Origin of the sequence: Paenibacillus graminis (assembly GCF_000758705.1) — a bacterium.
Lineage (GTDB): Bacteria > Bacillota > Bacilli > Paenibacillales > Paenibacillaceae > Paenibacillus_AQ > Paenibacillus_AQ graminis.
In genome coordinates this window covers 6,987,162-7,009,206 of record NZ_CP009287.1, presented here as the reverse complement: position 1 = coordinate 7,009,206, position 22,045 = coordinate 6,987,162, and the positions used below count along the sequence as shown (strand labels likewise).

At 51.0% G+C, this 22,045-nt stretch carries 19 protein-coding genes and 1 pseudogene; 11 read left to right on the top strand and 9 right to left on the bottom strand.

The window, feature by feature from the left end; all coding sequences use genetic code 11:
* Nucleotides 1-279 precede the first annotated feature (279 nt).
* A complete protein-coding gene (hprK, locus tag PGRAT_RS30360) occupies nt 280-1,197 on the top strand; it encodes an HPr(Ser) kinase/phosphatase (RefSeq protein ID WP_020434352.1) in 918 nt (305 codons plus the stop codon).
* Between the two features lie 575 nt (nt 1,198-1,772).
* Here hprK and PGRAT_RS30355 read toward each other — a convergent pair.
* From PGRAT_RS30355 to PGRAT_RS30345, 3 genes are all read right to left on the bottom strand, one after another.
* Nucleotides 1,773-2,318 (bottom strand): MerR family transcriptional regulator, encoded by a 546-nt coding sequence (locus PGRAT_RS30355; protein ID WP_025706127.1) that lies wholly within the window; start codon nt 2,316-2,318, stop codon nt 1,773-1,775.
* Between the two features lie 165 nt (nt 2,319-2,483).
* Nucleotides 2,484-3,356 (bottom strand): AIM24 family protein, encoded by an 873-nt coding sequence (locus PGRAT_RS30350; protein ID WP_238326821.1) that lies wholly within the window; start codon nt 3,354-3,356, stop codon nt 2,484-2,486.
* 99 nt (nt 3,357-3,455) lie between these two features.
* Complete coding sequence (locus tag PGRAT_RS30345) at nt 3,456-4,325, bottom strand: AraC family transcriptional regulator (protein WP_036705302.1); 870 nt, start codon at nt 4,323-4,325, stop codon at nt 3,456-3,458.
* A gap of 122 nt (nt 4,326-4,447) precedes the next feature.
* Between PGRAT_RS30345 and PGRAT_RS30340 the strand changes: the two genes are divergently transcribed.
* The 4 genes from PGRAT_RS30340 (at nt 4,448) to PGRAT_RS30325 (ending at nt 7,967) form a co-directional block, all read left to right on the top strand.
* Nucleotides 4,448-5,506 (top strand): Gfo/Idh/MocA family protein, encoded by a 1,059-nt coding sequence (locus tag PGRAT_RS30340; RefSeq protein ID WP_025706124.1) that lies wholly within the window; start codon nt 4,448-4,450, stop codon nt 5,504-5,506.
* Nucleotides 5,503-6,360, top strand: a complete 858-nt coding sequence (locus PGRAT_RS30335) for a sugar phosphate isomerase/epimerase family protein (protein WP_025706123.1) — start codon at nt 5,503-5,505, stop codon at nt 6,358-6,360. The genes PGRAT_RS30340 and PGRAT_RS30335 overlap by 4 nt, the downstream gene beginning before the upstream one ends.
* Before the next feature lie 24 nt (nt 6,361-6,384).
* Complete coding sequence (locus tag PGRAT_RS30330) at nt 6,385-7,278, top strand: sugar phosphate isomerase/epimerase family protein (protein WP_025706122.1); 894 nt, start codon at nt 6,385-6,387, stop codon at nt 7,276-7,278.
* A gap of 215 nt (nt 7,279-7,493) precedes the next feature.
* Nucleotides 7,494-7,967 carry a MarR family transcriptional regulator gene (locus PGRAT_RS30325; RefSeq protein WP_025706121.1) on the top strand — a complete coding sequence of 158 codons (474 nt, stop codon included), beginning with the start codon at nt 7,494-7,496 and terminating at the stop codon, nt 7,965-7,967.
* 38 nt (nt 7,968-8,005) lie between these two features.
* Here PGRAT_RS30325 and PGRAT_RS30320 read toward each other — a convergent pair whose 3' ends face one another.
* Nucleotides 8,006-8,383: a winged helix-turn-helix transcriptional regulator gene (locus PGRAT_RS30320; RefSeq protein WP_025706120.1), complete on the bottom strand. Its 378-nt coding sequence runs from the start codon at nt 8,381-8,383 to the stop codon at nt 8,006-8,008.
* 239 nt (nt 8,384-8,622) lie between these two features.
* Here PGRAT_RS30320 and PGRAT_RS30315 point away from each other — a divergent pair, with 239 nt between their 5' ends.
* Nucleotides 8,623-9,201 (top strand): NAD(P)H oxidoreductase, encoded by a 579-nt coding sequence (locus PGRAT_RS30315; protein WP_025706119.1) that lies wholly within the window; start codon nt 8,623-8,625, stop codon nt 9,199-9,201.
* Between the two features lie 152 nt (nt 9,202-9,353).
* Entirely contained in the window at nt 9,354-10,586 is a 1,233-nt protein-coding gene (locus PGRAT_RS30310; protein WP_025706118.1) for an MFS transporter, read from the top strand.
* A 132-nt stretch (nt 10,587-10,718) separates the two neighbouring features.
* Here the strand turns inward: PGRAT_RS30310 and PGRAT_RS33615 are convergent, their stop codons facing one another.
* Together PGRAT_RS33615 and PGRAT_RS30305 are read right to left on the bottom strand one after the other, a co-directional pair.
* A complete protein-coding gene (locus PGRAT_RS33615) occupies nt 10,719-10,922 on the bottom strand; it encodes a hypothetical protein (RefSeq protein ID WP_155990412.1) in 204 nt (67 codons plus the stop codon).
* Between the two features lie 84 nt (nt 10,923-11,006).
* Nucleotides 11,007-13,403, bottom strand: coding sequence for a putative bifunctional diguanylate cyclase/phosphodiesterase (locus PGRAT_RS30305; RefSeq protein ID WP_025706117.1), 2,397 nt, complete (start codon nt 13,401-13,403; stop codon nt 11,007-11,009).
* 390 nt (nt 13,404-13,793) lie between these two features.
* On the opposite strand from PGRAT_RS30305, the gene PGRAT_RS30300 reads away from it, so the two are divergent.
* Both PGRAT_RS30300 and PGRAT_RS30295 read left to right on the top strand, forming a co-directional pair.
* Nucleotides 13,794-15,032, top strand: a complete 1,239-nt coding sequence (locus PGRAT_RS30300; RefSeq protein ID WP_025706116.1) for an ATP-binding protein — start codon at nt 13,794-13,796, stop codon at nt 15,030-15,032.
* An 87-nt stretch (nt 15,033-15,119) separates the two neighbouring features.
* A complete protein-coding gene (locus PGRAT_RS30295; RefSeq protein ID WP_025706115.1) occupies nt 15,120-15,518 on the top strand; it encodes a tetratricopeptide repeat protein in 399 nt (132 codons plus the stop codon).
* A 175-nt stretch (nt 15,519-15,693) separates the two neighbouring features.
* Here PGRAT_RS30295 and PGRAT_RS31355 read toward each other — a convergent pair.
* Together PGRAT_RS31355 and PGRAT_RS30285 are read right to left on the bottom strand one after the other, a co-directional pair.
* A pseudogene (locus PGRAT_RS31355) lies at nt 15,694-16,901 on the bottom strand (MFS transporter).
* Between the two features lie 25 nt (nt 16,902-16,926).
* Nucleotides 16,927-18,096, bottom strand: a complete 1,170-nt coding sequence (locus PGRAT_RS30285; RefSeq protein WP_425311857.1) for a serine hydrolase domain-containing protein — start codon at nt 18,094-18,096, stop codon at nt 16,927-16,929.
* 178 nt (nt 18,097-18,274) lie between these two features.
* Here PGRAT_RS30285 and PGRAT_RS30280 point away from each other — a divergent pair, with 178 nt between their 5' ends.
* Entirely contained in the window at nt 18,275-18,733 is a 459-nt protein-coding gene (locus tag PGRAT_RS30280) for an Lrp/AsnC family transcriptional regulator (RefSeq protein WP_025708216.1), read from the top strand.
* Nucleotides 18,734-18,889: 156 nt separating this feature from the next.
* A complete protein-coding gene (locus PGRAT_RS30275; RefSeq protein WP_025708215.1) occupies nt 18,890-20,608 on the top strand; it encodes an Imm51 family immunity protein in 1,719 nt (572 codons plus the stop codon).
* Nucleotides 20,609-20,675: 67 nt separating this feature from the next.
* Here PGRAT_RS30275 and PGRAT_RS30270 read toward each other — a convergent pair whose 3' ends face one another.
* Nucleotides 20,676-22,022, bottom strand: a complete 1,347-nt coding sequence (locus tag PGRAT_RS30270) for a DUF2252 domain-containing protein (protein ID WP_025708214.1) — start codon at nt 22,020-22,022, stop codon at nt 20,676-20,678.
* Nucleotides 22,023-22,045 lie beyond the last annotated feature (23 nt).

Genomic DNA, 22,045 nt, shown 5'->3' with positions numbered 1-22,045 from the left:
ATCGTCCCTTCATTTCCAGAACGGCCGATCATGACTCTTATCAGGTCTTTGCCTGCCTCAAAAAAGTAACAACTTCGTAATATCTGGATGTAATCTTATTGTGACAATGATTGTTGCCAAAATCAATGGTCAGGAATTACCACCTTGCTGTGGTAAACCAGGTATTCCGGCTCACTCTTTTGCAGGAATGTTCCCATGGATCGTTGAATATAAACCGGAAGCAAATAATCGGAATACAGGCGTATTCCGAATATGTCCCAGCCGCAGGAGGAGAACAATATGAAATCTGTCACTGTTCAAGGTCTTACGGAGAAGTTCCATTTGGAAGTGCTGGCGGGTGCCAGCCGTATGGACCGCGAAATTACCCGTCCAAGGACGCATAGACCGGGGCTTGAGTTTGTCGGCTATTTTGATTTTTTTCCCATGGAGCGGGTACAGGTGCTCGGCCGCAAGGAAATCAACTATTTATTAACGCTAAGCGTAGAAGAACGCAAGCTGCATATCGGGAACATCGTCAAATATCATCCGCCTTGTTTTATCGTGACGTCGGGCCAGCAGGAGATCCCCTATTTGACGCTGTTTTGCAATCAGGAGGGAATTCCGTTACTGCGGACTGGGGACACCACAACAGAGTTCATTGCCAAGCTGGACAGCTATCTGGTGAAGGCGCTGGCGCCCGAGCTCTCGATCCATGGGGTATGCGTGAACGTATCGGGCATAGGTATCCTGCTTAGGGGCAAATCCGGGATTGGTAAAAGCGAGACTGCACACACTCTTATCCGCAGAGGCCACCGGTTCGTGGCAGATGATATTGTGGTGCTCAAGAAGCTGGGCCCGTCGACGCTGCTCGGGACACATAATGAGACTACACGTGAATTCCTCGCCCTGCGCAGCATTGGCCTGATCAATGTTGTGCGCCAATACGGGCGCAAGGCCTTTCAGGACGAGACGCGCATCGTGCTTGATATTGAGCTCTGTCCCTGGCGGGAAAATTCGCTGAACAACGAGCTGGAGCTGGTGCCCCAGTTCACGGAATATCTCGGTGTCCAAATTCCGCATATTGAGGTCCAGCTTCAGCCGGGGCGCGATGTAGCCGGATTGATTGAGGCAGCGGCTAACAACTGGTACCTCAAGCAGCTTGGCTACAGTGCCGCTGAAGAATTCATGAAGCGGATCGAAGACGGGATGCAGTCTTGAGGGAGGGCTGAGGGGCAAGCACCGTTGCCGGAATGATCTAGATGAAGCCGTTACCCTTTGATAGGGGACGGTTTTTTTTTTTTTTTTTGAGTTGTGGATAAGGTGTGTATAAAGCTGGGGATAAGTAGGGAGGCAGCAAACTCACCCATAAACGGGTAGAAATCAGTCGGATTCGATGGCCTTTCTCCTACTAACGCTGGCCAAGAAGCAGGGAACAGTGCTAGTTGGAAAAAGGGAGCTTATTTCTCTCAGAAATAAACAATTGTGAGATTAAAGTGGAAAAAGGGAACTTAATTGGGCCATATTACCTGGTTAGGGGCGAAATGTGCTGAATTAGTTACCCTTTCTCCACTTAACCTGCGGAGAACAGGAGGATCGGGCAAATTAGTTATCCTTTTTCCACTTGGGATTGCTGAAGGATACATAAAGGGTTCCCCTAAAGCGTTAACCCTCGAAAACCTTGCACGGACTACAACAAACCGGCCGGTCGGCTAGCCCTGCTATTTCCTCATGAATCGATACCGTCCTTTTAAAGGACGGTGAAGCCGTTTCTGCTTGAATAAGCATAATCCGTTCTACAGGAAGGAGAAAATATTCCGCAGCAGCCCGCGCTTCCGTGGCGGAGTCTTGAGCTTCTTAGCGGCAACGGGGTGCAGTTCTTCATACGGGGAGGGGGATGGACCTCCGGGCTTCTGAATCGTTTCCAGGGATACGGCTATCTGCTTGATCATTTGACGCAGGTCCTCAAGCTCCGCGCGCTGCTGGAGCAGCTGTACCGAGACTACCTCGTCAGCTTTGTGATCCAGTGAGCGTTCGATATAATCGATCCGGGACAGCATGTCGCCTATAGGCCAGTCCTGTGTGTGGCCGAGCGGGGCCTCCTGTTGTGAGACAGGCGGCTGAATGCCTGCAACGGAACCCAGATTCATATACTCTAACGCTTCCCCGTGATTGATGCGGTCTTTAATCGATTTTAGCAGGCTAATCTCCTGCTCTGAGAATATATAGTGTCCAAACCGGTCTTTTGGGAAGTAATCAGGGAACATGGCAGCCCAGCGTTTGATGGTTGTCTGGCTAACAGACAGCAGCTCTGCAGCATCCTTCGTTTTCAGCATTTCCATTTCGATTCCTCCAGTTCAGGTAGTCTTGAAACGGCCGCCGTCCTTGGAAGGATGGTGAGGCCGTTTCCACTTGCTATGAACAATTCGTTGTTCATAAGCGGCTCCCTGCACGGGTGACAAAGGAAGTGCTGATTCGATAAACAAAGTGTTATTACGAGCAATTATTTAGGGGGTATTCGCCTGGAACAGACTGTTTCTGTATGAGGTGAGCGGAGCCAGCCAGACCGTGCCTGTTCCCCGGTACACATTGACCAGACCCTCGCCGGAAGCGGCAGAGCCGAGCCGGGTTTTGCCCGATTTCTCGACGGTGAAGTCCAGTGTATTCGACCACATTAACGCAAAATTGCCATCGACCTTCAGCACATCATTCTGCAGCTCAATAACGACGGCTTCCTCGGAAGGAATCGGTGCTTCCAGGGCGAGGATTCCTTTGCCTTTTGCGCTCAGATTGAACAGCCCTTCTCCGCCCAGTGCGGCCGAGGAAAGGCTCTTGCGTGCGGTGACGGCGAGCTGGAGCGAAGATTCACAGGCCAGGAACAGGCCGTCATCAATGACGATATGGTCGTTGTCGACATCAATCAGCCACAGATATTTATAGGTGGTTTCCAGCAGAATCGTACCGGTGCCTTTGTAGAGAGGTTTAATGGCACTGGTCCCGGTTGCGGCACTGGATACGATATTTCTCATCAGGCCGCCGACCCCTTTTACCCCTGAGGTCATTTCAATATTGCCGACCATATACTGCATCGCCCCGGCGCTCAGCGTAACCTCGCTGTTATTCAGCTCAATCATGAGCTGCTTGTTGCGCATATTGCTTTTGCTCATGAAGAAGTTGGACTGTGCTTCCGCCAAGGTGGTACTGCTCAAATCTTCTTTGTATTCGATAACCGAAAATCCGCCAAGCTGCTCCTTGATCACAACATTGCTGTTATCTTTCAGATTATTGATGGTATAGGCCATATTGATCTTCTCCTCTGCTGGCAGTGATGTCGTAAAAGCGTAAGCAGTTCTGCTTCGAAGTTTAGGTATTCGACGCATAAGTCCTATCTCCTTGCCTTTGCTATAATAAAAAAGATAACGTACCAGGAGAGCGGCCGGCAACTGGAGATAGGAATGATGGACAGCTGTTGGCGCACCCTAGAACCCCCTCACACTGGAGGGGGTTCTTTGCTTATGCTTTTTGAAGGTGCGGCTGAAATAGTAGATGTCGTTGAATCCGGTGGCTGCGGCGATTTCAGAAACGGTAAGCTGAGTATGGCGCAGCATGTAGTCGGCCCGGTCAAGCCGGACAGCGTTGACGTATTCGGAGACGGTGTGTCCCGTCAGTTCCTTGAAGAGCCGGCTGAAATGGAAACGGCTGAGCCCTGCCAGAGCGGCCAGGCCTTCTACGAAAATAGGCTCCTGGTAATGGGTGTCAATATGGCGCAGCACAGGTGCGAAGCGTTCAATGGTCTGAATGCGCCGGGTCTGTTCGGCCTGCGACAACTCGGTTACGCCATGTCTGCGCAGCAGCAGTGCAAGCAGCCGGTACAGCTCAGCCTTGACTGCCAGCTCATAGCCGAATTCACGGCGTTCAAGCTCGCGGATAATGGTTAGAGCACTGTCTGAAATTTGCTGGTCCCCGGAGATATGGTTGCTGAGCAGAAGCCGGTTCTGCTGGATCGGTGCGATGAACTTGGTCTCGGCAGAATCACTTGCGGCGCTGTGCAGCAGTGAGGTGTCTGCAATAATGGCGTAATAGAGCAGATCATCCGAGGCGCTGATGCCGTAATGCAGCTCGTTGCTGTTCACCGCGATCAGATCGCCGGCCCGGACAGGGAACGGTGTCCGTCCGCATTCGAACACAGCCTCGCCGCTCTCAATGAACAAAAATTCCAGATGCTCATGCCAGTGATGGGGGAACAGCACCACTCCCGCCCTGTCGAAGCGCTGGGTATGTACTTTGATCGGAAACCCGGGGTCCGGCATGTCCATAGGCTCGCGAAGATGTTTATCGTAATTCAGCATTTCTGGATATCCCCTTCCCACAGCACAATTGTACAAATAAAACCGCAAGGCTCTGCATGGTGTTCATGATTGAAATCATTATAATACGAATCAGAAGTGATGCAAATAAAGGAAAGAAGGTTATGGATATGATCAGGATTGGCGTAATAGGAACGGGCTCCATTTCAGGCATGCATCTGAATGCCTACCGGAACAATCCGCAGACGGTTGTATATGCGGTGTGCGACCTGAATGAAGAGCGCGCAAGGGCGGCAGCTGCCGAGTATGGCGCTGAGAAAGTGTATACCGATTACCGCGGGCTGCTGGCTGATTCCAGCGTCGATGCGGTCAGCATCTGTACCTGGAATAATTCCCACGCCGAGATTAGCATTGCGGCGCTGAAGGCCGGCAAGCATGTGCTGGTGGAGAAGCCGCTCTGCCGCACGCTGGAGGAAGCCGTTCAGGTCCAGCAGGCAGTAGAAGAGAGCGGCAAGATTTTGCAAGTGGGCTTTGTGCGCCGCTACGATGCCAACGTCCAGCTGCTTCAGAAGCTGGTGGGGGCAGGGGAGTTCGGCGAAATTTACTATGCGAAGGCGACAACCTTGCGGCGCCTGGGCAATCCCGGCGGCTGGTTCTCTGATATCGCACGCTCCGGCGGTGGGCCGCTGATCGACATCGGGGTCCACGTGATCGATTTATGCTGGTATTTGATGGGCCGCCCTAAGCCGGTTTCCGTAAGCGCCAACACTTACCGGAAGCTGGGCAACCGCGCAAATGTAGAGAATCTTTCTTTCTATAAAGCTGCCGACTACGATGCGGCGAACAACACGGTGGAGGATCTGGCGAATGCGTTGATCCGGTTCGAGAACGGCGCTTCGCTGATAGTGGATGTCAGCTTTACGCTGCATGCCAAGGAAGACGGGCGGTCAGTGAGCCTTTACGGTGAGAAAGGCGGCTTTGAGATCGATCCGGAGACGGTCATCGTCAGTGAGCGGGCGAATACCATCGTTAATATCTATCCGCAGACCGATCATAAAGGATTTGATTTCAACAGTGCGTTCCAGTATGAGATAGATCATTTCACCCATTGCGTGCAGACCGGCTCGCAGCCGCTAAGTCCTGTACAGGACGGGGTTGAAATCATGAGGATTCTTAGCGGGATCTACGAGTCGGCAGCCAAAGGTGAAGAGGTGAAATTATGAAGCTGGGAATCAGCACCTACAGTCTGCACACGGCGTTTGCAGCCGGAGAGCTGACACTGAAGGAAGTCATTGAGACGATTGCCGATCTGGGAGCAGAACATGCGGAGATTGTGCCCCTGGGCTTCAGTCTGATCGACAATCCGGAGCTGGTGGATATCATTCTCCAGACAGCAGCAGACCGTGGCCTCGAATTGTCCAACTATGCGATCGGAGCGAATTTTGCCGGACTGGAGGCAGCGGAGCGGCGGCGGGAACTGGAGCGGGTCAAGCGGGAAGTGGATGTATGTGCGGCACTTGGCATCCGGCGGATGCGGCATGATGTGGCCTCATCACCTGATCTGTCCATCGTCCACTTTTTGAAGGAGCTGCCGCAGCTGGCCGAAGCTTGCCGTGAAATTGCGGATTATGCATCCGGATTTGGCATTACAACCAGCGTGGAGAATCATGGATATTTCATCCAGCACAGCGACCGTGTGCAGGCGCTGGTAAATGCCGTAGGCCGGGACAATTTCCGCACGACACTGGACGTTGGCAACTTTCTGTGTGCCGATGAGAACCCGCTAATCGCTGTGGCCGGCAATCTCAAGCTGGCATCCATGGTTCATCTCAAGGATTTCTATATCCGCCCGCAGGACCGGCATCCGGGAGAAGGGTGGTTCCAGTCCTCCGGCGGGAATTGGCTCAGGGGTGCCATTGTAGGCCAGGGTGACATAGATATGCCGCGTGTGCTCCAGCTGGTGAAGGAAAGCGGGTATGACGGCTATATCTCCATTGAATTCGAAGGGATGGAAGAATGCCGCAAGGGAACAAGGCTGGGTCTGGAATATGTCAAGCGCACATGGAATGCAATCTAATCAGTACAAGGGAGGTTTACTGCTATGGCTAGACCTGTGATCACAAATAAAATTGGTGTCATCGTAGACAGCTTTCAGGTTGGAGTGAAGGAGGGCTTGCGCAAGGCGAAAGACGCAGGGGCAGATGGCGTGCAGATTTATGCGGTGCAGGGTGAATTCGATCCGGCGAATCTCCCGCCGGCTGCCCGCCGCGAATGGAAGGATTATATTGCTTCACTCGGGCTTGAAATCTCTGCCCTGGTTGGTGATCTGGGAGGCCACGGCTTCCAGGACCCTGCACAGAACCGGGCCAAAATCGACAAGTCTAAACGCATTATGGAACTGGCCAAAGAACTGGGCACGGATATTGTGACTACCCATATTGGTATTGTTCCTCAGAACCGGGACAGCCAAATCTATGAAACCATGCATGTTGCCTGCGAAGAGCTCAGCCGGTATGCGCATGAGATGAATGCTTACTTCGCGATTGAGACGGGCCCGGAAACCGCCTCGCATTTAAAAATGTTCCTGGATGGGCTGGGCTCAAAAGGGGTTTCCGTCAATTTTGACCCGGCCAATATGGTCATGGTGACCGGAGATGATCCGGTACAGGGCGTTCATGCCCTGAAAGACTACATTGTGCATACCCATGCCAAGGATGGCATCAAGCTGGCAGAGATTGATCCGCGTAATGTATACGGCCAATACGGCTATGAAGCACCCGCACTGGACCATGATAAGATCGCGGAAATGGCAGAGAACGGCCTGGCGTTCCGCGAGGTGCCGCTAGGGGCAGGAAGTGTCGATTGGAACGGTTATCTTCAGGCGCTGAACGATATCGGCTACAAAGGGTACCTGACAATTGAACGCGAAGTCGGCAGCAACCCGGAGGCGGACATCCGGTTAGCCGTTGAGTTTTTGAAAGGGTTCCGGGCATAGTCGGACAATGCAAACTTCATTCAAACGAATTCCCGGGTTAGCGTGGGTACGGTTGCGAATCGGACGGAGATACCAAACGGCTAAGTTGTCCAAAAAAGGACGGCATAGCCGTTTTTTTCGGTCATACCCAAGTTATACACAGGAACAAGGTCAATTCCATTTTACAGATAATTATTATATTATTGTTATGCACCAACGGGGAGGGAGGACAGGCCATGAACAAAGAAGAACAGGTCAAAATGGATTTCAGGGACTTATTTAACAAGATGGCTTGGCTGAATAAGACTAAGATGGAAGTCAGTCTTAAGGGTTATAAGCCTTCTGAAGTCCATTGCATCGAATCCATTGGAAGAAATGTAGACTCGAACGTGACAAAACTTGCGGAGTCCTTGTATATGACTAGAGGTGCCATAAGTAAAATAACTAAGAAGCTTACAGAAAAAGGCTTGATCGAAAGCTACCAGAAGCCGGATAACAAGAAAGAAATCTATTTTAGGCTTACTGAGCAAGGGGAAGTTATTAACAAAATCCATGAGGAACTGCACAAAGAGTTTCAAGAGCGGGATAAAGCCGTATTTGAGCATGTAACCGAGGAGCAATTAGACAGTATGCTTAACTTCATGGAAAAGTATAGCAGGCATTTGGATGAAGAAATAAAGAAACAGGGTATCGATATTAAGTCGGATTAAACAAACTAAAGCAGGTCCAGAACTGAAAGTAAATATGCTCAGCCCCGGAATTCTTCCAAAACCTTGGATTTGTCTCCATGAATCTTTTCCAGGTGATCCTCTCCCCAATAGCATAGATGGTCCAGCGCAGGTTTTAATCCCCAGCCGTAGTGCGTTAACTCATACTCCACTTTAGGAGGGATCTCATTATAAACTTTTCGCGCAACGATCCCATCCTTTTCCAGGCCTCTGAGCTGAGTGGTCAGCATTTTTTGGGTAATGCCGGGTATTAACCGGCGAAGCTCAGACGTTCGTTTCCGTCCTGTCATCAAATGGTAGATAATTAAAGGCTTCCATTTGCCTCCCATTACTTCTAAAGCCGCTTCCACTCCAACTTGATACTTCTTTTGAACGTGATGTTTCGTCTGTTCAGTCATCTCTTAATCCTCCATTAAAAGGCTAAGTTTGCTTAGAACAACCCACCATTGTTATCCGTTACTCAGGTCAGCTTCCGGGGAATGTACCTAGGGTACTTCCATGTTCCTATGGCACCTGTATCACCCTATAGAACTTAAAAGTGCGTACTTCCAGATCAATTTCCTACTGTTTATAATAGCATCAGCCATTGATTATGGCTAGAAATTAGCTGCTCAAGAAAGGTAGTGAAGATACAAGCATGAAAGTATTAAGCGTTGTTTCACACCCGAGACAAGATTCCTTGACCTTTGGGGTGGCCGGCCGTTTCGTACAAGGTCTTGCCGATGCCGGCCACGACTACGAGATATTGGATTTGCACAGGATTGGTTTTGATCCTGTTTTACAAGGAGCAGATGAACCTGATTTGTCAGTTGCGGAGCAATCCTTTTCCCCTGAAGTGGAAATGGAAATAAGACGGATGAAGGAGCATGATGCTTTGGCATTTATTTTTCCGCTTTGGTGGTTGCATTTGCCGGCTATGTTAAAGGGGTATATTGACCGTGTATGGAACAATGGGTTTGCGTACGGCTCGAATCACCTTCATCATCAGCATGTCTTGTGGGTTGCTTTGGCCGGCGTTTCGAAGGATGAGATGAAAAAGCGTAACTATGATGAAATGATTACTCATCTGCTGAATGTGGGAATTGCAGATTATTGCGGTGTTTCCAATTCCAAGGTTGAATTCTTATATGAGACCCTGGATTCACATCCCGGTCATTACGAAATGCTGTTGAACCAAGCCTATCACTTAGGTTTGAATTACGCCAAGGATCATTAAACTTTGCTTTTAAAACCACAGGCAGCCCGCCTCGATTGAGCGCAGGCTGCCTTTTTATTGCCGTTATTTTGTTGACAAGGAAACAAAGTTATAATACGATAATTTTGTTTCCAAGGAAAACAAAATGATGGCTTATGTAGGGGAGGATTCAAATGTTCAAATTTAGATCACACAATGAAGAGAGCACAGAACAGACCATAGATAAACACGCTTTAATATTCGGTCTTATCTCTGTGTTTCTTTGCGGAATAGGCTTCAGTATCATAGCACCTGTCGTCCCGTTCTTAGTGAAGCCTTATACAAGCAGTCCGGGTGAACAAGCTATAGTTGTTACGCTGCTGACCTCTGTTTATGCACTCTGCGTGTTTTTTGCGGCCCCCGTACTTGGAGCTTTGAGCGACAAATATGGCCGTCGTCCATTGCTCTTGATATGCCTTTTGGGTTCCGCAAGCGGGTACTTGGTTTTTGGCATAGGAGGAGCTTTATGGGTACTATTTGCCGGGCGCATAATCGAAGGTATAACAGGCGGGAGTATAAGTACCATCTTCGCCTATTTTGCAGACGTCATCCCTCCCGGACAGAGAACCAAATACTTTGGCTGGGTGAGTGCGGTTGTAGGTGTAGGCACCGTCATTGGCCCCACCCTGGGCGGATTACTTGCGAAGTTTGGTTATGCTGTACCTATGTATTTTGGAGCAATAATCACTTTATTGAATGTTGTTTATGGATTCTTTTTTATGCGTGAGAGCCTTGACAAGAATCATAGACTGAAGGAGATTGCCTTTGTAAGACTGAATCCATTTACACAGCTTGCAAACTTACTTTCTATGAAAAACTTACAAAGGCTGCTTGTCTCAGCGTTCCTACTTTGGATACCTAACGGATCCTTACAGGCCGTTTTTTCACAATTTACAATGGATACTTTCAGTTGGAAGCCTGCACTAATCGGACTGATGTTTTCAATTATGGGCTTCCAAGACATCATCTCACAAGGTTTCATCATGCCAAAGCTTTTGAAAAAACTTGGTGATAAACAAATAGCGGTTCTTGGAATGGCTGCGGAGATTATAGGCTACAGTCTTATTGCCTTATCTGCTTTGTTCTCCTTCTATCCTCTTTTTATCGCTGGAATGTTTATTTTTGGTTTTGGTGATTCAATCTTTGGGCCTTCATTCAACGGGATGCTCTCCAAGTCTGCCGATTCCAGTGAACAAGGAAGGATTCAAGGAGGCAGCCAATCTATTCAGGCCTTAGCAAGAATGATCGGGCCTATCATTGGAGGTCAAATCTATGTTTCACTTGGTCATGCCGCACCCGCTTTTATGGGTATGATCTTCATAGCAGCGGCAATACCAGTGTTATATAAGAGAACATATGTAAATTAGTAAATAATTACTTTAGATTGAACGACAATGTATACATGCAATATTATCTGAATCCGGTTGAGTTTATTTTCCTTTTCGCAAAGAAACCCAGGTCATTGATGATCTGGGTTTGCTCTTTAATGTATTAACTGCTTAATGACGGGGAGCGTGATGGTTAGAAAATAAAAAATACCAACCCGCACTGCTGCCGCGCCGCAGCGACTGTTCATCGAGAGCTTCTACGTCCGTATCCTGGAGGCTTGTCCACTTCTCGAAATCGTTTCGTTCCTCCACGCGCTCAGGCTGTCTAAGACCGGGAACCTGTACAGCGGTTTGGGCGACCAGCTCTGCGGGCAAATAGAATGCGCCGTACTCCGTAACCTCGCTGTCGACCCTATACTGTTCCTGTACGTCTTTTACCCGGAAATCATGAGAGTCACACTACAAATATATGCCGGTGATCTCGTCCGCGCTTACCGGCTTGCTGTAGTAGAAGCCTTGAGCATTGTAGCACTGAATTTCCTTGAGCAGCGCAACCTGTTCTTCCGTCTCCACGCCTTCAGCGACGATGGTCAGCCCAAGCTGCTTGGCCATTGAGATAATCATCTCGGCAATAGCCCGGCTGTCGGTGTCTGTAGTGATTTTGCGGACAAAGGACCGGTCAATCTTCAGGCAGCCGATAGGAAGACTCTGCAAATAGCTAAGTGAGCTGTAGCCTGTCCCAAAGTCATCCATGGATACGGAAATTCCGGCTCTCCGGAGATCATTCAGGATGCTGATTACATGTTCTTCGTTGTGCATCATCGCACTCTCTGTGATCTCCAGCTCCAGCAGCTGGGTATCGAAATCCAGTTCATGGATTGTACTCATAATCGATTGGAAAATGTCCGGTTTCATCAGATGGATCTGCGAGACATTCACGGCCACGGGAACGACCTGGCGGCCCTCCCGTTCCCAGGTTTTTACCTGGGTACAAGCCGTTCGGAGCACCCACTGCTCCAGTGGAATAATGAATCCCGATTTCTCCGCCAGCGGAATGAACTCCAGGGGAGGAATCATGCCCAGAACCGGATGCTGCCAGCGCACCAGCGCTTCAAGACCAACGATTTCACCGCTGCGGATATCGATTTTGGGCTGGTAGAACAGCCTGATCTGGTCATTGTCCAGCGACTGCTCCAGATCATTCTCCAGAATAATCCGCTCCAGACTGGTCTGATCGCGTTCCGCATCATAGAACTGGTACTGGGAACTGCCGTTCTCCTTGGCGCTGTACATCGCGGTATCGGCGTGCTTCACCAGAGAGTCGGCATCCAGTCCATCCTCCGGAAAGCGGGCAATTCCTACCGAAACAGACAGTTTGACCGAATGGTTGCCTACCTCAAAGGGATGTGAAAATTCTTCCACGATGCTGGCGGCGAGGGATTCCGTCTCTGCCCGTGAGCGCAAATGGGGTACCAGCACTGTGAATTCATCCCCGCCCATCCGTGCGATGCTGCAGGAGGAGGGGAGACAGCGCTTCAGCTTGCCGGCCGCCTGCTGGATGACCTTGTCGCCGAAGGCATGGCCAAATAGATCATTAATCCGCTTGAAGCGGTCCAGGTCAATGAAGAACAGGGTGAAAGGATAAGCGGGAATGCCGTTATGCTCCGTATGTTCCAGCAGCAGATTGTGGAAGGAGCGGCGGTTCGCAACCCCGGTCAGTTCATCATGATAAGCTAGATGGCGAATGGTTTCCTGGTCCTTTTTATTCTTGGTAATGTCTTTGATGATACTGTATATGCCTACCGGCACAGCTTCAACCACAATCGGCAGCGAGGTGAGCCAGAAGGTCAGCATATCGCCAGCGGGATTTCTCAGCTCCAGCTCGATGGTGCTGGACTTGCCGCGGAGAACATGCCGGTAATGGCGCTGGGCCAGTGCATGGTATTCCCCCTCAAAAAGATCCGAGAAATGCCTTCCGACCAGCTCCAGGCCGAACTGCCGGGCGAGTTGTTCGGCCTGGCGGTTCAGCCCGGTGACGATCCCCTGGGCATCGAATGCCAGCACACTGTCCGGGTTGTATTCAAACAGCGACATATAGTGCTGTTCTGTCTCTATGATTCTGCGGTTCTGGCGCTCCTGCCGGGTGTCTCTGTAGGCATCCGGAATGATATACAAGCCACTGCTAATAAACAGCGATAGAATGTAGGGAATCAGGTGCAGATAGCTTCCCGGAGCCGGGCTCCCGAACGGAAGTACCGAGAAGGCGCAGAGCAGCGGAATTAACAGCAGCCCTGCTGCACAGAGGACAACGCCGGGAACCGTAGCCTTGGAATGAAGGTGATACTCACGGTTGCGGTTCGAGATTACCAGGACACGAAGGATGGCCAGACACAGGCTGAGCGCGGAAGCCGCCGTCATGAGGATGAGGGCGGGCTTCCAGACCACATAATTACGGAACAGAAAGATGATATTCAGGTAATCGAACACCAAAATGGTGCCGGCAATGGCCAGGCTGATGCTGAAGTAGCGGCCTGTATAGCTTCGGGGCATGCTGGAATACCAGGTGCCGAAGTAAGTGGCAGCCCAGCAGCCGGCCATGGTGAACAGGAGATGCAGTATGTAATATTTCGGAGCCGGGGGCAGATTAATAGATAAAGGAATCAGAATATGGGAAGCGCTGAAGGTGGCGGTTCCCAGCAGTATCATTTTCATCCGGGTGAAGGGCCTCTGCAGGCCTTGGGCATGAGTGCGGAAGGGAACCGTTCCGAAAACAATGAGAGTGCAGGCCGCCAAGTTTGCCAACAGGGCCAGAGCCAGCTGCAGCCAGTCCATATTCAGGAGTTCTAAGTATAACATCGGTGTACCTCTTTCATTATGTAGATATTATAAAAGTTAAATTATGTAGGCCTTTTTTCATAGGACATTTATCGTAATTAAACCATATAGTGAGCAATTAAACTGCTTTTATAATAGAAGTACGAAAAAATAGTGGCAAATGTCCTGCCATTTAGGTTAGCGGTGTTATGCAGGCCATTAAGTGTGCATATGCGTACCAAATAAAATCCAGGGGGTCCAAAGCCCGAAAGATAAACAGCTTTAAAAAAATTGTCCAACTTTTGGTTTTTTCTGTATATAATCGAAGTACATAGCAGAAAATTTCGATAAAATAGTTATAGGGGGTTGTCTAAACTTTCCTTATAATTAGAAATAACATACTGGTAAGACAAACTGAGAGGAAGTTAGCCATTGTTTGAAACCCTACTTTTAAATTTCCTGTTTTTGTTGTTTCCGGTCTTAATCGTGGTGATTTTCTTTGAGAATAGAGCATACCCGTACAACAACAAGCTTCTGGTCTTCATGTCCGCGGTAACGATGGTTTTATGTATTGCCAAGCCGATTAAGCTGGAAATGGGATTTATTTATGACCTCCGGTATATTCCGTTTATTCTCGTGGCACTGTTTGGCGGATATTGGAGTGCGCTTCCATTATACGCGATCATGAACATTTACCGGTTCTATCTGGGGGGAGCGGGGACCTTTCCCTCCTTCCTGTTCTCAACGGCGGTACTGCTGCTGGTGCCATACCTCAGCAAACGCTTCATCAAGCTGTCTTCCAAACGCCGCATTCTGTGGGCAGTGGTCATCGCTGCGTTCACCATGGGTATGTACCTGATTATTCTGGGACTGATGACGGACAAATTGGATCAGCAATTCTGGAGACTCACTGTCTATGCCTTGTTGACGCATGGTGCCGTTATGAGCATTATTATGATTCTCATCGAGCAGATTATTACCAATATTAAAAACCGTGACCGGATTCTGCAGTCTGAACGCCTCAATGTGGTCAGTGAGCTGGCCGCCAGCGTATCGCATGAAATCCGGAATCCGCTTACGGTAACCAGCGGTTTCCTGCAGCTGCTGAATAAATCGAATACGATTACACCGGAGGAAAAGGGCTACGTCGAATTATCCTTGCTGGAACTGAACCGTGCGGAGAAGATCGTCAGCGATTACCTCTCTTTTGCCAAGCCGCAATCCGATAATATGGTGTGTTCGAATATGAAAGCGGAAGCCGAGTATACCAAAAACATCATCATGCCTTACGCAACCATTCATAAAGTGGATGTTCAATTCAATTTCAACAACACCCTGCACAAAAGCTATGACAAAAACCAGATCCAGCAATGCCTGATTAATCTCTACAAAAACGGGATTGAAGCGATGAAGGAAAAGGACGGGGGCACCCTCACGATTGATATTTCAGAGAAAAAGCAAAACATTGTGATCAGTATTCAGGACACTGGTATCGGTATGACCAAGGAAGAAATCTCACGCCTCGGCAAGCCGTATTATTCCACCAAAGAAGAAGGGACAGGTCTCGGTATGCTGATGGCATACAGTGCTATCAATAAGGTCAAAGGGATTATAGAAGTGGAAAGTGAAAAAGGGAAAGGGACAACCTTCCTAATCACCATCCCTACCTAAGCGTTCTGTGGCAGACACCCGTCCAATAATGGTAAAGTATTTCTTAAGCAGAGAATTTTGCAGGAATCCAACCGGGAGGCATAAGCAATGAGAGAAGAACTTATCGCACAATTAAATAAATGGCATGAGGAGGATAAATATCAGGAAATCGTAGACCGGATCAAAGAAACGCCGACGATATTGATTGATGATGAGCTGGCCACCCATTTGGGGAGAGCGCTGAACAATCTCGGACGGTACAAGTCGGCACTGAAGTGGTTCATGAAGACAGCGGACAAGGGTAAAAAGGACCCGCTGTGGCATTTCCGTGTGGGATACGCCCATTATTATCTGGATGAGCTGCAGGATGCGATCCGGGAATTTGAGATTGCGCACAAGCTGGACCCCGAAGATGAAGATACCATTCAGTTTCTGGAATGGAGCCGCAAGGAGGCTGCTGAAGCCCCGGCAGATAAGGACTCTGACGCGGAAGAGCAAGAGGAATAGCGGCGGTTTATCCTTAATGAATTAGGAGAACGAGGTTTTAAACTATACTGCCCGAGGCCGGGCAGCAGTTTAGAGCCTTTTTACTTTTGCTGGATCAGCTCAGTGTTTCCTGCGCATGAAACCAGCCAGCCCCTATCCGAGATGGGGGCTGGCTGGTTTGGAAGAGGTGGAAATCCTACAGCCTTTTCGCGGGAAATCCGTGTGCTTCTCTTCGCCAAACGATTAGAAATGCAAGACTCAGCAGAATAAATAACGCCCAAGGGAAGGAGCGGACTCCCGTTGTTTCGAGAAGAATACCACCGATCACACCGCCGCCGCCGATCGCCAGATTCCACGCCGTCACCAGCATCGACTGCGCTACATCCGCACTCTCACGGCCAGCTATAGCAATTGCTGTCTGCAGCAGAGTCGCAGCTCCCCCGAATGTTAGCCCCCACACTGCAGCCACCAGATAGATCACGCCTGGCTGGTTGCTGACTAGGCCAAGCAGGACGGATGCCAAGGCAAACGCAGCCAGGCTGACCAGAACCAGCGGCCGCAGATGGCGGTCGATCCATACACCGATCAGCCAGATGCCAAGCAGCGCTGTAATCCCGAAAATAAGCAGCACCAAGTCCACGCGCCCAGCAAGTCCCGTCTGGGTGAGATAAGGTGCAATATAGGTATAAAGGATATTATGTGCCAGTACCCAGGCCAGCACGACAAACAGCACCGGGCGAACCCCCGGGGTAGTGAAGACCTTGTGCAGAGGGAGCCGCTTGACTGCATCTTCCCCCGGATAGTCCGGCAGCTTCCAAACCACCCAGACGGCCAGCAGCAGCGCGAACAGCGACAAGATTCCGAAGACATTGCGCCAGCCGGCAAGGTCACCGAACAAGGTTCCGGCAGGAACGCCGAACGCCAGAGCAAGAGGGGTTCCTACCATTGCAACGGCCATTGCGCGTCCCTTCAGCGGCTCCGGCACCATGCGCCGGGTATAACCTGCGGACATTCCCCATAGGACACCGGCAAATACGCCGCGAAGAAGCGCGCTGCCAGCGTCAGCGTATAGTTAGAAGAATATGCGGTAACGGTGTTGAAGACGAGAAAACCAAGGATACACAGCAGAAGCAGAGGTTTCCGCCGCCAACCGCGCGTCGCAGAGGTTAATGGAATAGCTGCTAACAGTGAGCCAAGCGCGTATAAGGTAACAAGTTGACCCGCCATGGCCTCCGTCACTCCAAGCCCATGAGTGATCTGGAGCAATAAACCCGCGGGGACTGTTTCGGTAAGAATACAGATGAAGCCAGTCATGGCAAGGGCGAGCAAGCTCCCCCAAGGGAGCCGCCCGAAAGCTGGAGTGCTGGGGACCGGCGGGGAGGCGGAAGCTGTGGTGCTGCTCATTTTGTACACCTCTCTAATATAGTTTTTATTTGTTTAATCTGCCGTAGACGGCGTTGCAAAGGTCAATGGTAAACGGGCCCGACATACCCTCCAATGCGGTGTTGGTGAAGGCTGCTACGCTTAGCCGCTGTTCGGGATCGACGAACCACGAATGACCATAGGTGCCCCCCATGCGCCATGTGTCAGGCGATTCCGCAGTGTCTGCTGCAATAGGGTCTTTCAGCACCGTCATCCCCAGGCCAAAACCTCGTCCTGGCCAGAAGGGCATGTGCAGATCCCCAATCTGATTGGTGGTCATTTCGCGGACCAGAGATTCCGGCAGCAGAGGCGCTCCTCCCTTGCGCAAGGTTTCCAGCAGCTGCAGAAAATCTCCAGTACTGCCGACCATACCGGCTCCTCCGGAAGGATAGGCGGCAGGGTCGAGCGCCCGTCCAGGGGAAAGCCGGAAGCCTGCTGTACCCTCCATAAAAGCAAGGCTGTCCGGATTGTGCAAAGGCCGCAGACCGGGAACGTCATCGGCGTAAGCGGTGGCCAGACGCTGCGGGTCCACTGCAAGGAAGCCGGTGTCCTTCATGCCGAGTGGCCCGGTCACGAGTGCATCTATGGCTTCGCTGAGCGTGGTCCCGGCAACCCTTGCGATCACAGCCCCCAGCACATCTGTTGCGATAGAATATCTCCACTGGGTGCCCGGCGTATAGAGCAGCGGGGCTGAGGCGATCCGCCGCAGGTTCTCATCCAGCGTGATGCCGGGCTGATCCATGCCATCGGATACCCCGGCCTGCTCATAGGAGCCGCCCTCTTCCTGAAAGAAACGGTAGGTCAGACCAGCGGTGTGCGTCATTAAGTGGCGGATCGTGATTGCCGTGCGCCCGCCGTTCTTCAGACGTGGCTGAAACTCCGGCAGCCAGCGGTCCACCCGGTCATCAAGCTGCAAGCGGCCTTGGGCCACTAGTACCAGAGCAGCTGTCGAGGTAATGGGTTTGGAAACCGATGCGAGCCGGAATAAGGCATCCTCCCGCATGGACTGGTTCAGTTCGCGATTGGCAAAGCCGGCAGCCCGGCTATATATGAGCTTCCCGTCTACTGCCACCTTGATGACAGCGCCCGCCAGGCGCTTGTCGGCAAGCGTCTGCTCAATTACTTTATCAATGCGTTCCGGGAGGCGGTCTGGGTTAATCATGTTTGAATACAGTATACTCAACAGGGATCATCCTTTCATTATAGTTAAAGCAGCAATCGCTTTACTATTGTAAGTATATTATATAAAATTAGTTAACCGGCTTACATAAGGCAACAAAGCTATAACAGCTGTTTGGCGGTTAAAAACAAGGTGGTTTGTAGAGAGTTCCTTAAAATTAAAGGAGTTGAATGGGATGGACCATACAGATAAGCAGATTCTATTTCATCTTCAGAGCCAAGCGAGAATATCTATGACGGAACTCGGGAAATGTGTAGGCCTATCACAACCGGCAGTGACGGAAAGGGTTAGACGTATGGAGGAAAACGGGGTGATCAGCGGGTATCGTACTATAATCTCGCCCGAAAAGATTGGAAAACATGCGGCCGCCTATATGCTGTTCCACTCCAGGGAATGTACCGCCTTCATGGATTTCTGCCGCTCGTCTCCGGAGGTCGTTGAATGTTACCGGATCAGTGGAGAGCACAACTACCTGTTAAAAGTAATGACCGATTCCACACAAGCCTTGGAGCAGTTCGGCAATGAATGCGATAAATACGGGAACTATACGATTCTTATTGTGATGTCATCGCCCATTGAGCATAAATATCTTATTCCTCCGCTGGAAGGAGCAAACGTAAACCTGCTCGAATAGTAAACAAAAGGTATGCTTCCGAAGCCGGCTTGTACGAAGAGAGTTCAGGAAGCAGGCGCTTTTACAAAGCAATGAGCGGACCTGCCCGAATGGAAATGTTTAACTCCTCCCCTTAGGGGGGAATAAAGTATAAATGCTTAAGGAGGATAATACATAGTGGAAGAAAATTTGCTGGATCAGTTGGCGCGGTGGCATGAAGAAGATGAATTTGCCAAAATCGTAGAAGTCATTATGGACATTCCCGAACCGGACAGAGATTATGTGCTCATTGGCCAGCTTGGCAGGGCACTGAACAATCTGGACCGCTACAGCGAAGCGCTGGAGCAGCTGCTGAGCATTGCGGAGCAAGGAGAGAAGGACCCCATCTGGCACTACCGGGTGGGGTATGCCTATTACTATCTGAAGCAATACGATCAGGCAGTCCGCGAATTTGAGCTTGCGGATGAGCTGGAGCCTGGAGATGAGGCAGTTCTTCAGCTGCTCGACTGGAGCCGGCGGGCGGCTGGGCGGGAGGCGCGGGAACAGCGCCGTTTTGCGGCTGTACAGTCCAGCGGTAGAGGACATTCCGGCGGCGGGCGCTTTAATCCCCGGGAGTTCGCAGACTTCTGGGAGGATAGCGGCTACGCGCTGAGCTCGTATGTGTCCGAGCCGCCTACGGACGAGCTGATTGCCTCTGTGGAGCAGGAGCTGGGGTATAAGCTGCCGGCTTTTTATATTGAGATGATGAAGCAGCATAACGGGGGCGTTCCCCGTGACACCTGTTTCCCTACGGAGGAAGCGACCTCTTGGGCAGAAGACCATGTGGCCATTACGGGAATTATGGGCATTGGACGGGAAAAGACCTATTCCCTGTGTGGAGAATTAGGCAGCCGCTTCATGATTGAAGAGTGGGGTTATCCCGATATTGGCGTAGTGTTCGGAGACTGCCCGTCTGCAGGTCATGATGTGATCATGCTGGATTACCGGGCTTGTGGCAGGGACGGGGAACCGGCAGTGATCCACGTGGACCAGGAAGCGGATTATGAGATTACCTTTCTGGCCAAAGATTTCGAGAGCTTTGTGCGGGGACTTGTGAACGAAGAGGTCTTTGATACGTCCGAGGAGGACAAGGAGGATGATCTGCGAAAAGTGGCTCAGGGCGCTTTTTCTCCTCTGCTTGCGGAGCTGTGCGCAAATGTCACGGAGATAGAGAACATCGAGGGGATCATCCGTACGATCTGTACAGCCATTGTTGAAGAAAAAGGGCATTTTTCTCTTCATGCCGATGAGCGGTCTACCTTGATGTATGATTTGCAGTTCTGGCTATACACCAAAGCTTACCCGGCTACGAACCGTGCCGAATACCTGGAGGTCTACTCCAAAATGATTGCATTCGGCGGTGAATTCGGAACCGGCGGCTATGCGCCAGCGTTCATTTCCGATTGGCTGGATGAACAGGTGCGGCAGGGAAAGATTGTTGAACGCGGTGGCGCGCTTGCCTTCACGGATGAGGCCAGAGAGGAACTGCTGCACAAGCTGAGGAATGCAGCCGTGCCCGCATCCGGAAGTGTAGCCCCGTTCATCCTGGTGGAGCAGGATAATGGCGGCATGTCCGTCCTTCTGAATGCGGGCACCTACTTGGCGGAGCTGTTCGACACCCGGGCAGACGAAGGTTTTGAAGGCAACGGGTACGACTGGGCTTCCCTGGCGGCAGTTTTCCTGGAGGAGCAAATGCCGGAGCTGGCAGAGGCTGTCCATTTTGATCCGGAAGCCGATATGTTCTGCGCATACTCCGGCAACAGGGAAGCTATTCTTCATTTCGCTGCCGGGTTCAAAAAAGCCTGCGAAGATGAAGCCCTGATCCGGGACCTTTTCTCCCGCGCTGAGCTGGACTGACTATTCTCCGCTGGCCGGGCTTTGGTCAACTAATAGCTGTCTTGTCCCCGCTGAAACAGTACCGTCCTTATGCAAGGACGGTACTGTCATTTCTGCTTACCCATTCCGTGAACACACTAAAATCCTTCTCCACCTGATTGGCATACCCGTAAGCCCACCTGGAGAGGTAACGGGCAAAAGCATCCGGGTCCTGCCCCATGGCCTTGGCGATTTCCTCCTCGCTATGATAAGGAAGAACTCCCTGGTCTACATCTATATCGGCCCTGGCATGCATTTTGGCGGTTAGGCAGCCCATCGCCTCAAGCACCCGGTTCATATCCTCTGGACTGGTGATGTCTTTCAGCTTCAGTCTTTTTTTATAGGGCGAACGTTCTCTTACATAAAAGTGTCTTCCCTCCAGCGTAAGAAAGCCCAGATATGGATCGGCCTTGTGGTGCATGGCCTGCTGTGTCGCTGTTACCCGCTTTCCCTGATGTGCAAAATACTGCCAGAAGGATTCGGAATAGGGCATGAAATAGGCCGGCACCGGTACCCGGACCTCTTTTACCTCAAGAACAGTATCGTCGGTATCCTCTTGCTCCTGCCCACCCTCAATGAGGATGTAATAGCGGTCCAGCCCAATGGAGGCGGTCCCCGAACCATGTTTGACGGCAATGTCCTTCATCCGGTAGTGATTCTCGTCATGGCTGCGGGAAGTGATGGTCTGCATATAGAATGCCCAGGCGCTCTCCAGGAGGGTCTGTTCGGCATGCCCCGGGACAGCCAGCTCGGAATTCTCCAGAAACACCCGGCCAGTCTGCATTTGAGCCGTAACCTTCTCCAGAAAATGTGCCTGTCTGCGTTTCTCCAGCTTGCGGAGGAGCTTTTTCACCGGGCCTTTGGCCATTCCCTCATCCATCACATAAGTGGCCGGGTTGTCCTTGCCCTGCGCGAACCGGCGGATCTGTCTGGCATAGGCCTGTACGAAGCGCTCAATACAGCTTAGCTGTTCAGCTTCACCGTACCCGAGCTGTCTGCCTACCAGGGCGATACTGCCCGCCATGCGCAGAAGATCGTAGAGATAAGAGCCCACATACCCCTCATCAAAATCATTGACGTCATAGACGATCTCCCCGTCACTGCTTCGGATCGCGCCGAAGTTCTCGAAGTGCAAATCCCCCTGAATCCAGGTAGGCCGGTCCTCTGCGGTGTGGTAGGGGAAGTACTGGCGGGTTGTATCGAAATAGAATAAGTACGCGCTGCCCCGGTAAAAGGAAAAAGCGTTCTGCGACATTTTCAGATATTTCTCCGCCCGTTTCTCCGGGCTGAGCCCCATAATGCTGCCGTCGAATTCATCAAAGATGGAGATTAGCAGATCCTTGCGCAGTTTGGTGCGGGTGCGGATGACGCCTTCGGTAATGGACTTGTCGATCATGGGAATCCTCCTATGCCGTGATG

Bases quoted from the DNA above. Each gene is read 5' to 3' on its own strand.
- hprK (WP_020434352.1), top strand. From the start codon at position 280: ATGAAATCTGTCACTGTTCAAGGTCTTACGGAGAAGTTCCATTTGGAA.
- PGRAT_RS30355 (WP_025706127.1), bottom strand. From the start codon at position 2,318: ATGGAAATGCTGAAAACGAAGGATGCTGCAGAGCTGCTGTCTGTTAGC.
- PGRAT_RS30350 (WP_238326821.1), bottom strand. From the start codon at position 3,356: ATGCGTCGAATACCTAAACTTCGAAGCAGAACTGCTTACGCTTTTACG.
- PGRAT_RS30345 (WP_036705302.1), bottom strand. From the start codon at position 4,325: ATGCTGAATTACGATAAACATCTTCGCGAGCCTATGGACATGCCGGAC.
- PGRAT_RS30340 (WP_025706124.1), top strand. From the start codon at position 4,448: ATGGATATGATCAGGATTGGCGTAATAGGAACGGGCTCCATTTCAGGC.
- PGRAT_RS30335 (WP_025706123.1), top strand. From the start codon at position 5,503: ATGAAGCTGGGAATCAGCACCTACAGTCTGCACACGGCGTTTGCAGCC.
- PGRAT_RS30330 (WP_025706122.1), top strand. From the start codon at position 6,385: ATGGCTAGACCTGTGATCACAAATAAAATTGGTGTCATCGTAGACAGC.
- PGRAT_RS30325 (WP_025706121.1), top strand. From the start codon at position 7,494: ATGAACAAAGAAGAACAGGTCAAAATGGATTTCAGGGACTTATTTAAC.
- PGRAT_RS30320 (WP_025706120.1), bottom strand. From the start codon at position 8,383: ATGACTGAACAGACGAAACATCACGTTCAAAAGAAGTATCAAGTTGGA.
- PGRAT_RS30315 (WP_025706119.1), top strand. From the start codon at position 8,623: ATGAAAGTATTAAGCGTTGTTTCACACCCGAGACAAGATTCCTTGACC.
- PGRAT_RS30310 (WP_025706118.1), top strand. From the start codon at position 9,354: ATGTTCAAATTTAGATCACACAATGAAGAGAGCACAGAACAGACCATA.
- PGRAT_RS30305 (WP_025706117.1), bottom strand. From the start codon at position 13,403: ATGTTATACTTAGAACTCCTGAATATGGACTGGCTGCAGCTGGCTCTG.
- PGRAT_RS30295 (WP_025706115.1), top strand. From the start codon at position 15,120: ATGAGAGAAGAACTTATCGCACAATTAAATAAATGGCATGAGGAGGAT.
- PGRAT_RS30280 (WP_025708216.1), top strand. From the start codon at position 18,275: ATGGACCATACAGATAAGCAGATTCTATTTCATCTTCAGAGCCAAGCG.
- PGRAT_RS30270 (WP_025708214.1), bottom strand. From the start codon at position 22,022: ATGATCGACAAGTCCATTACCGAAGGCGTCATCCGCACCCGCACCAAA.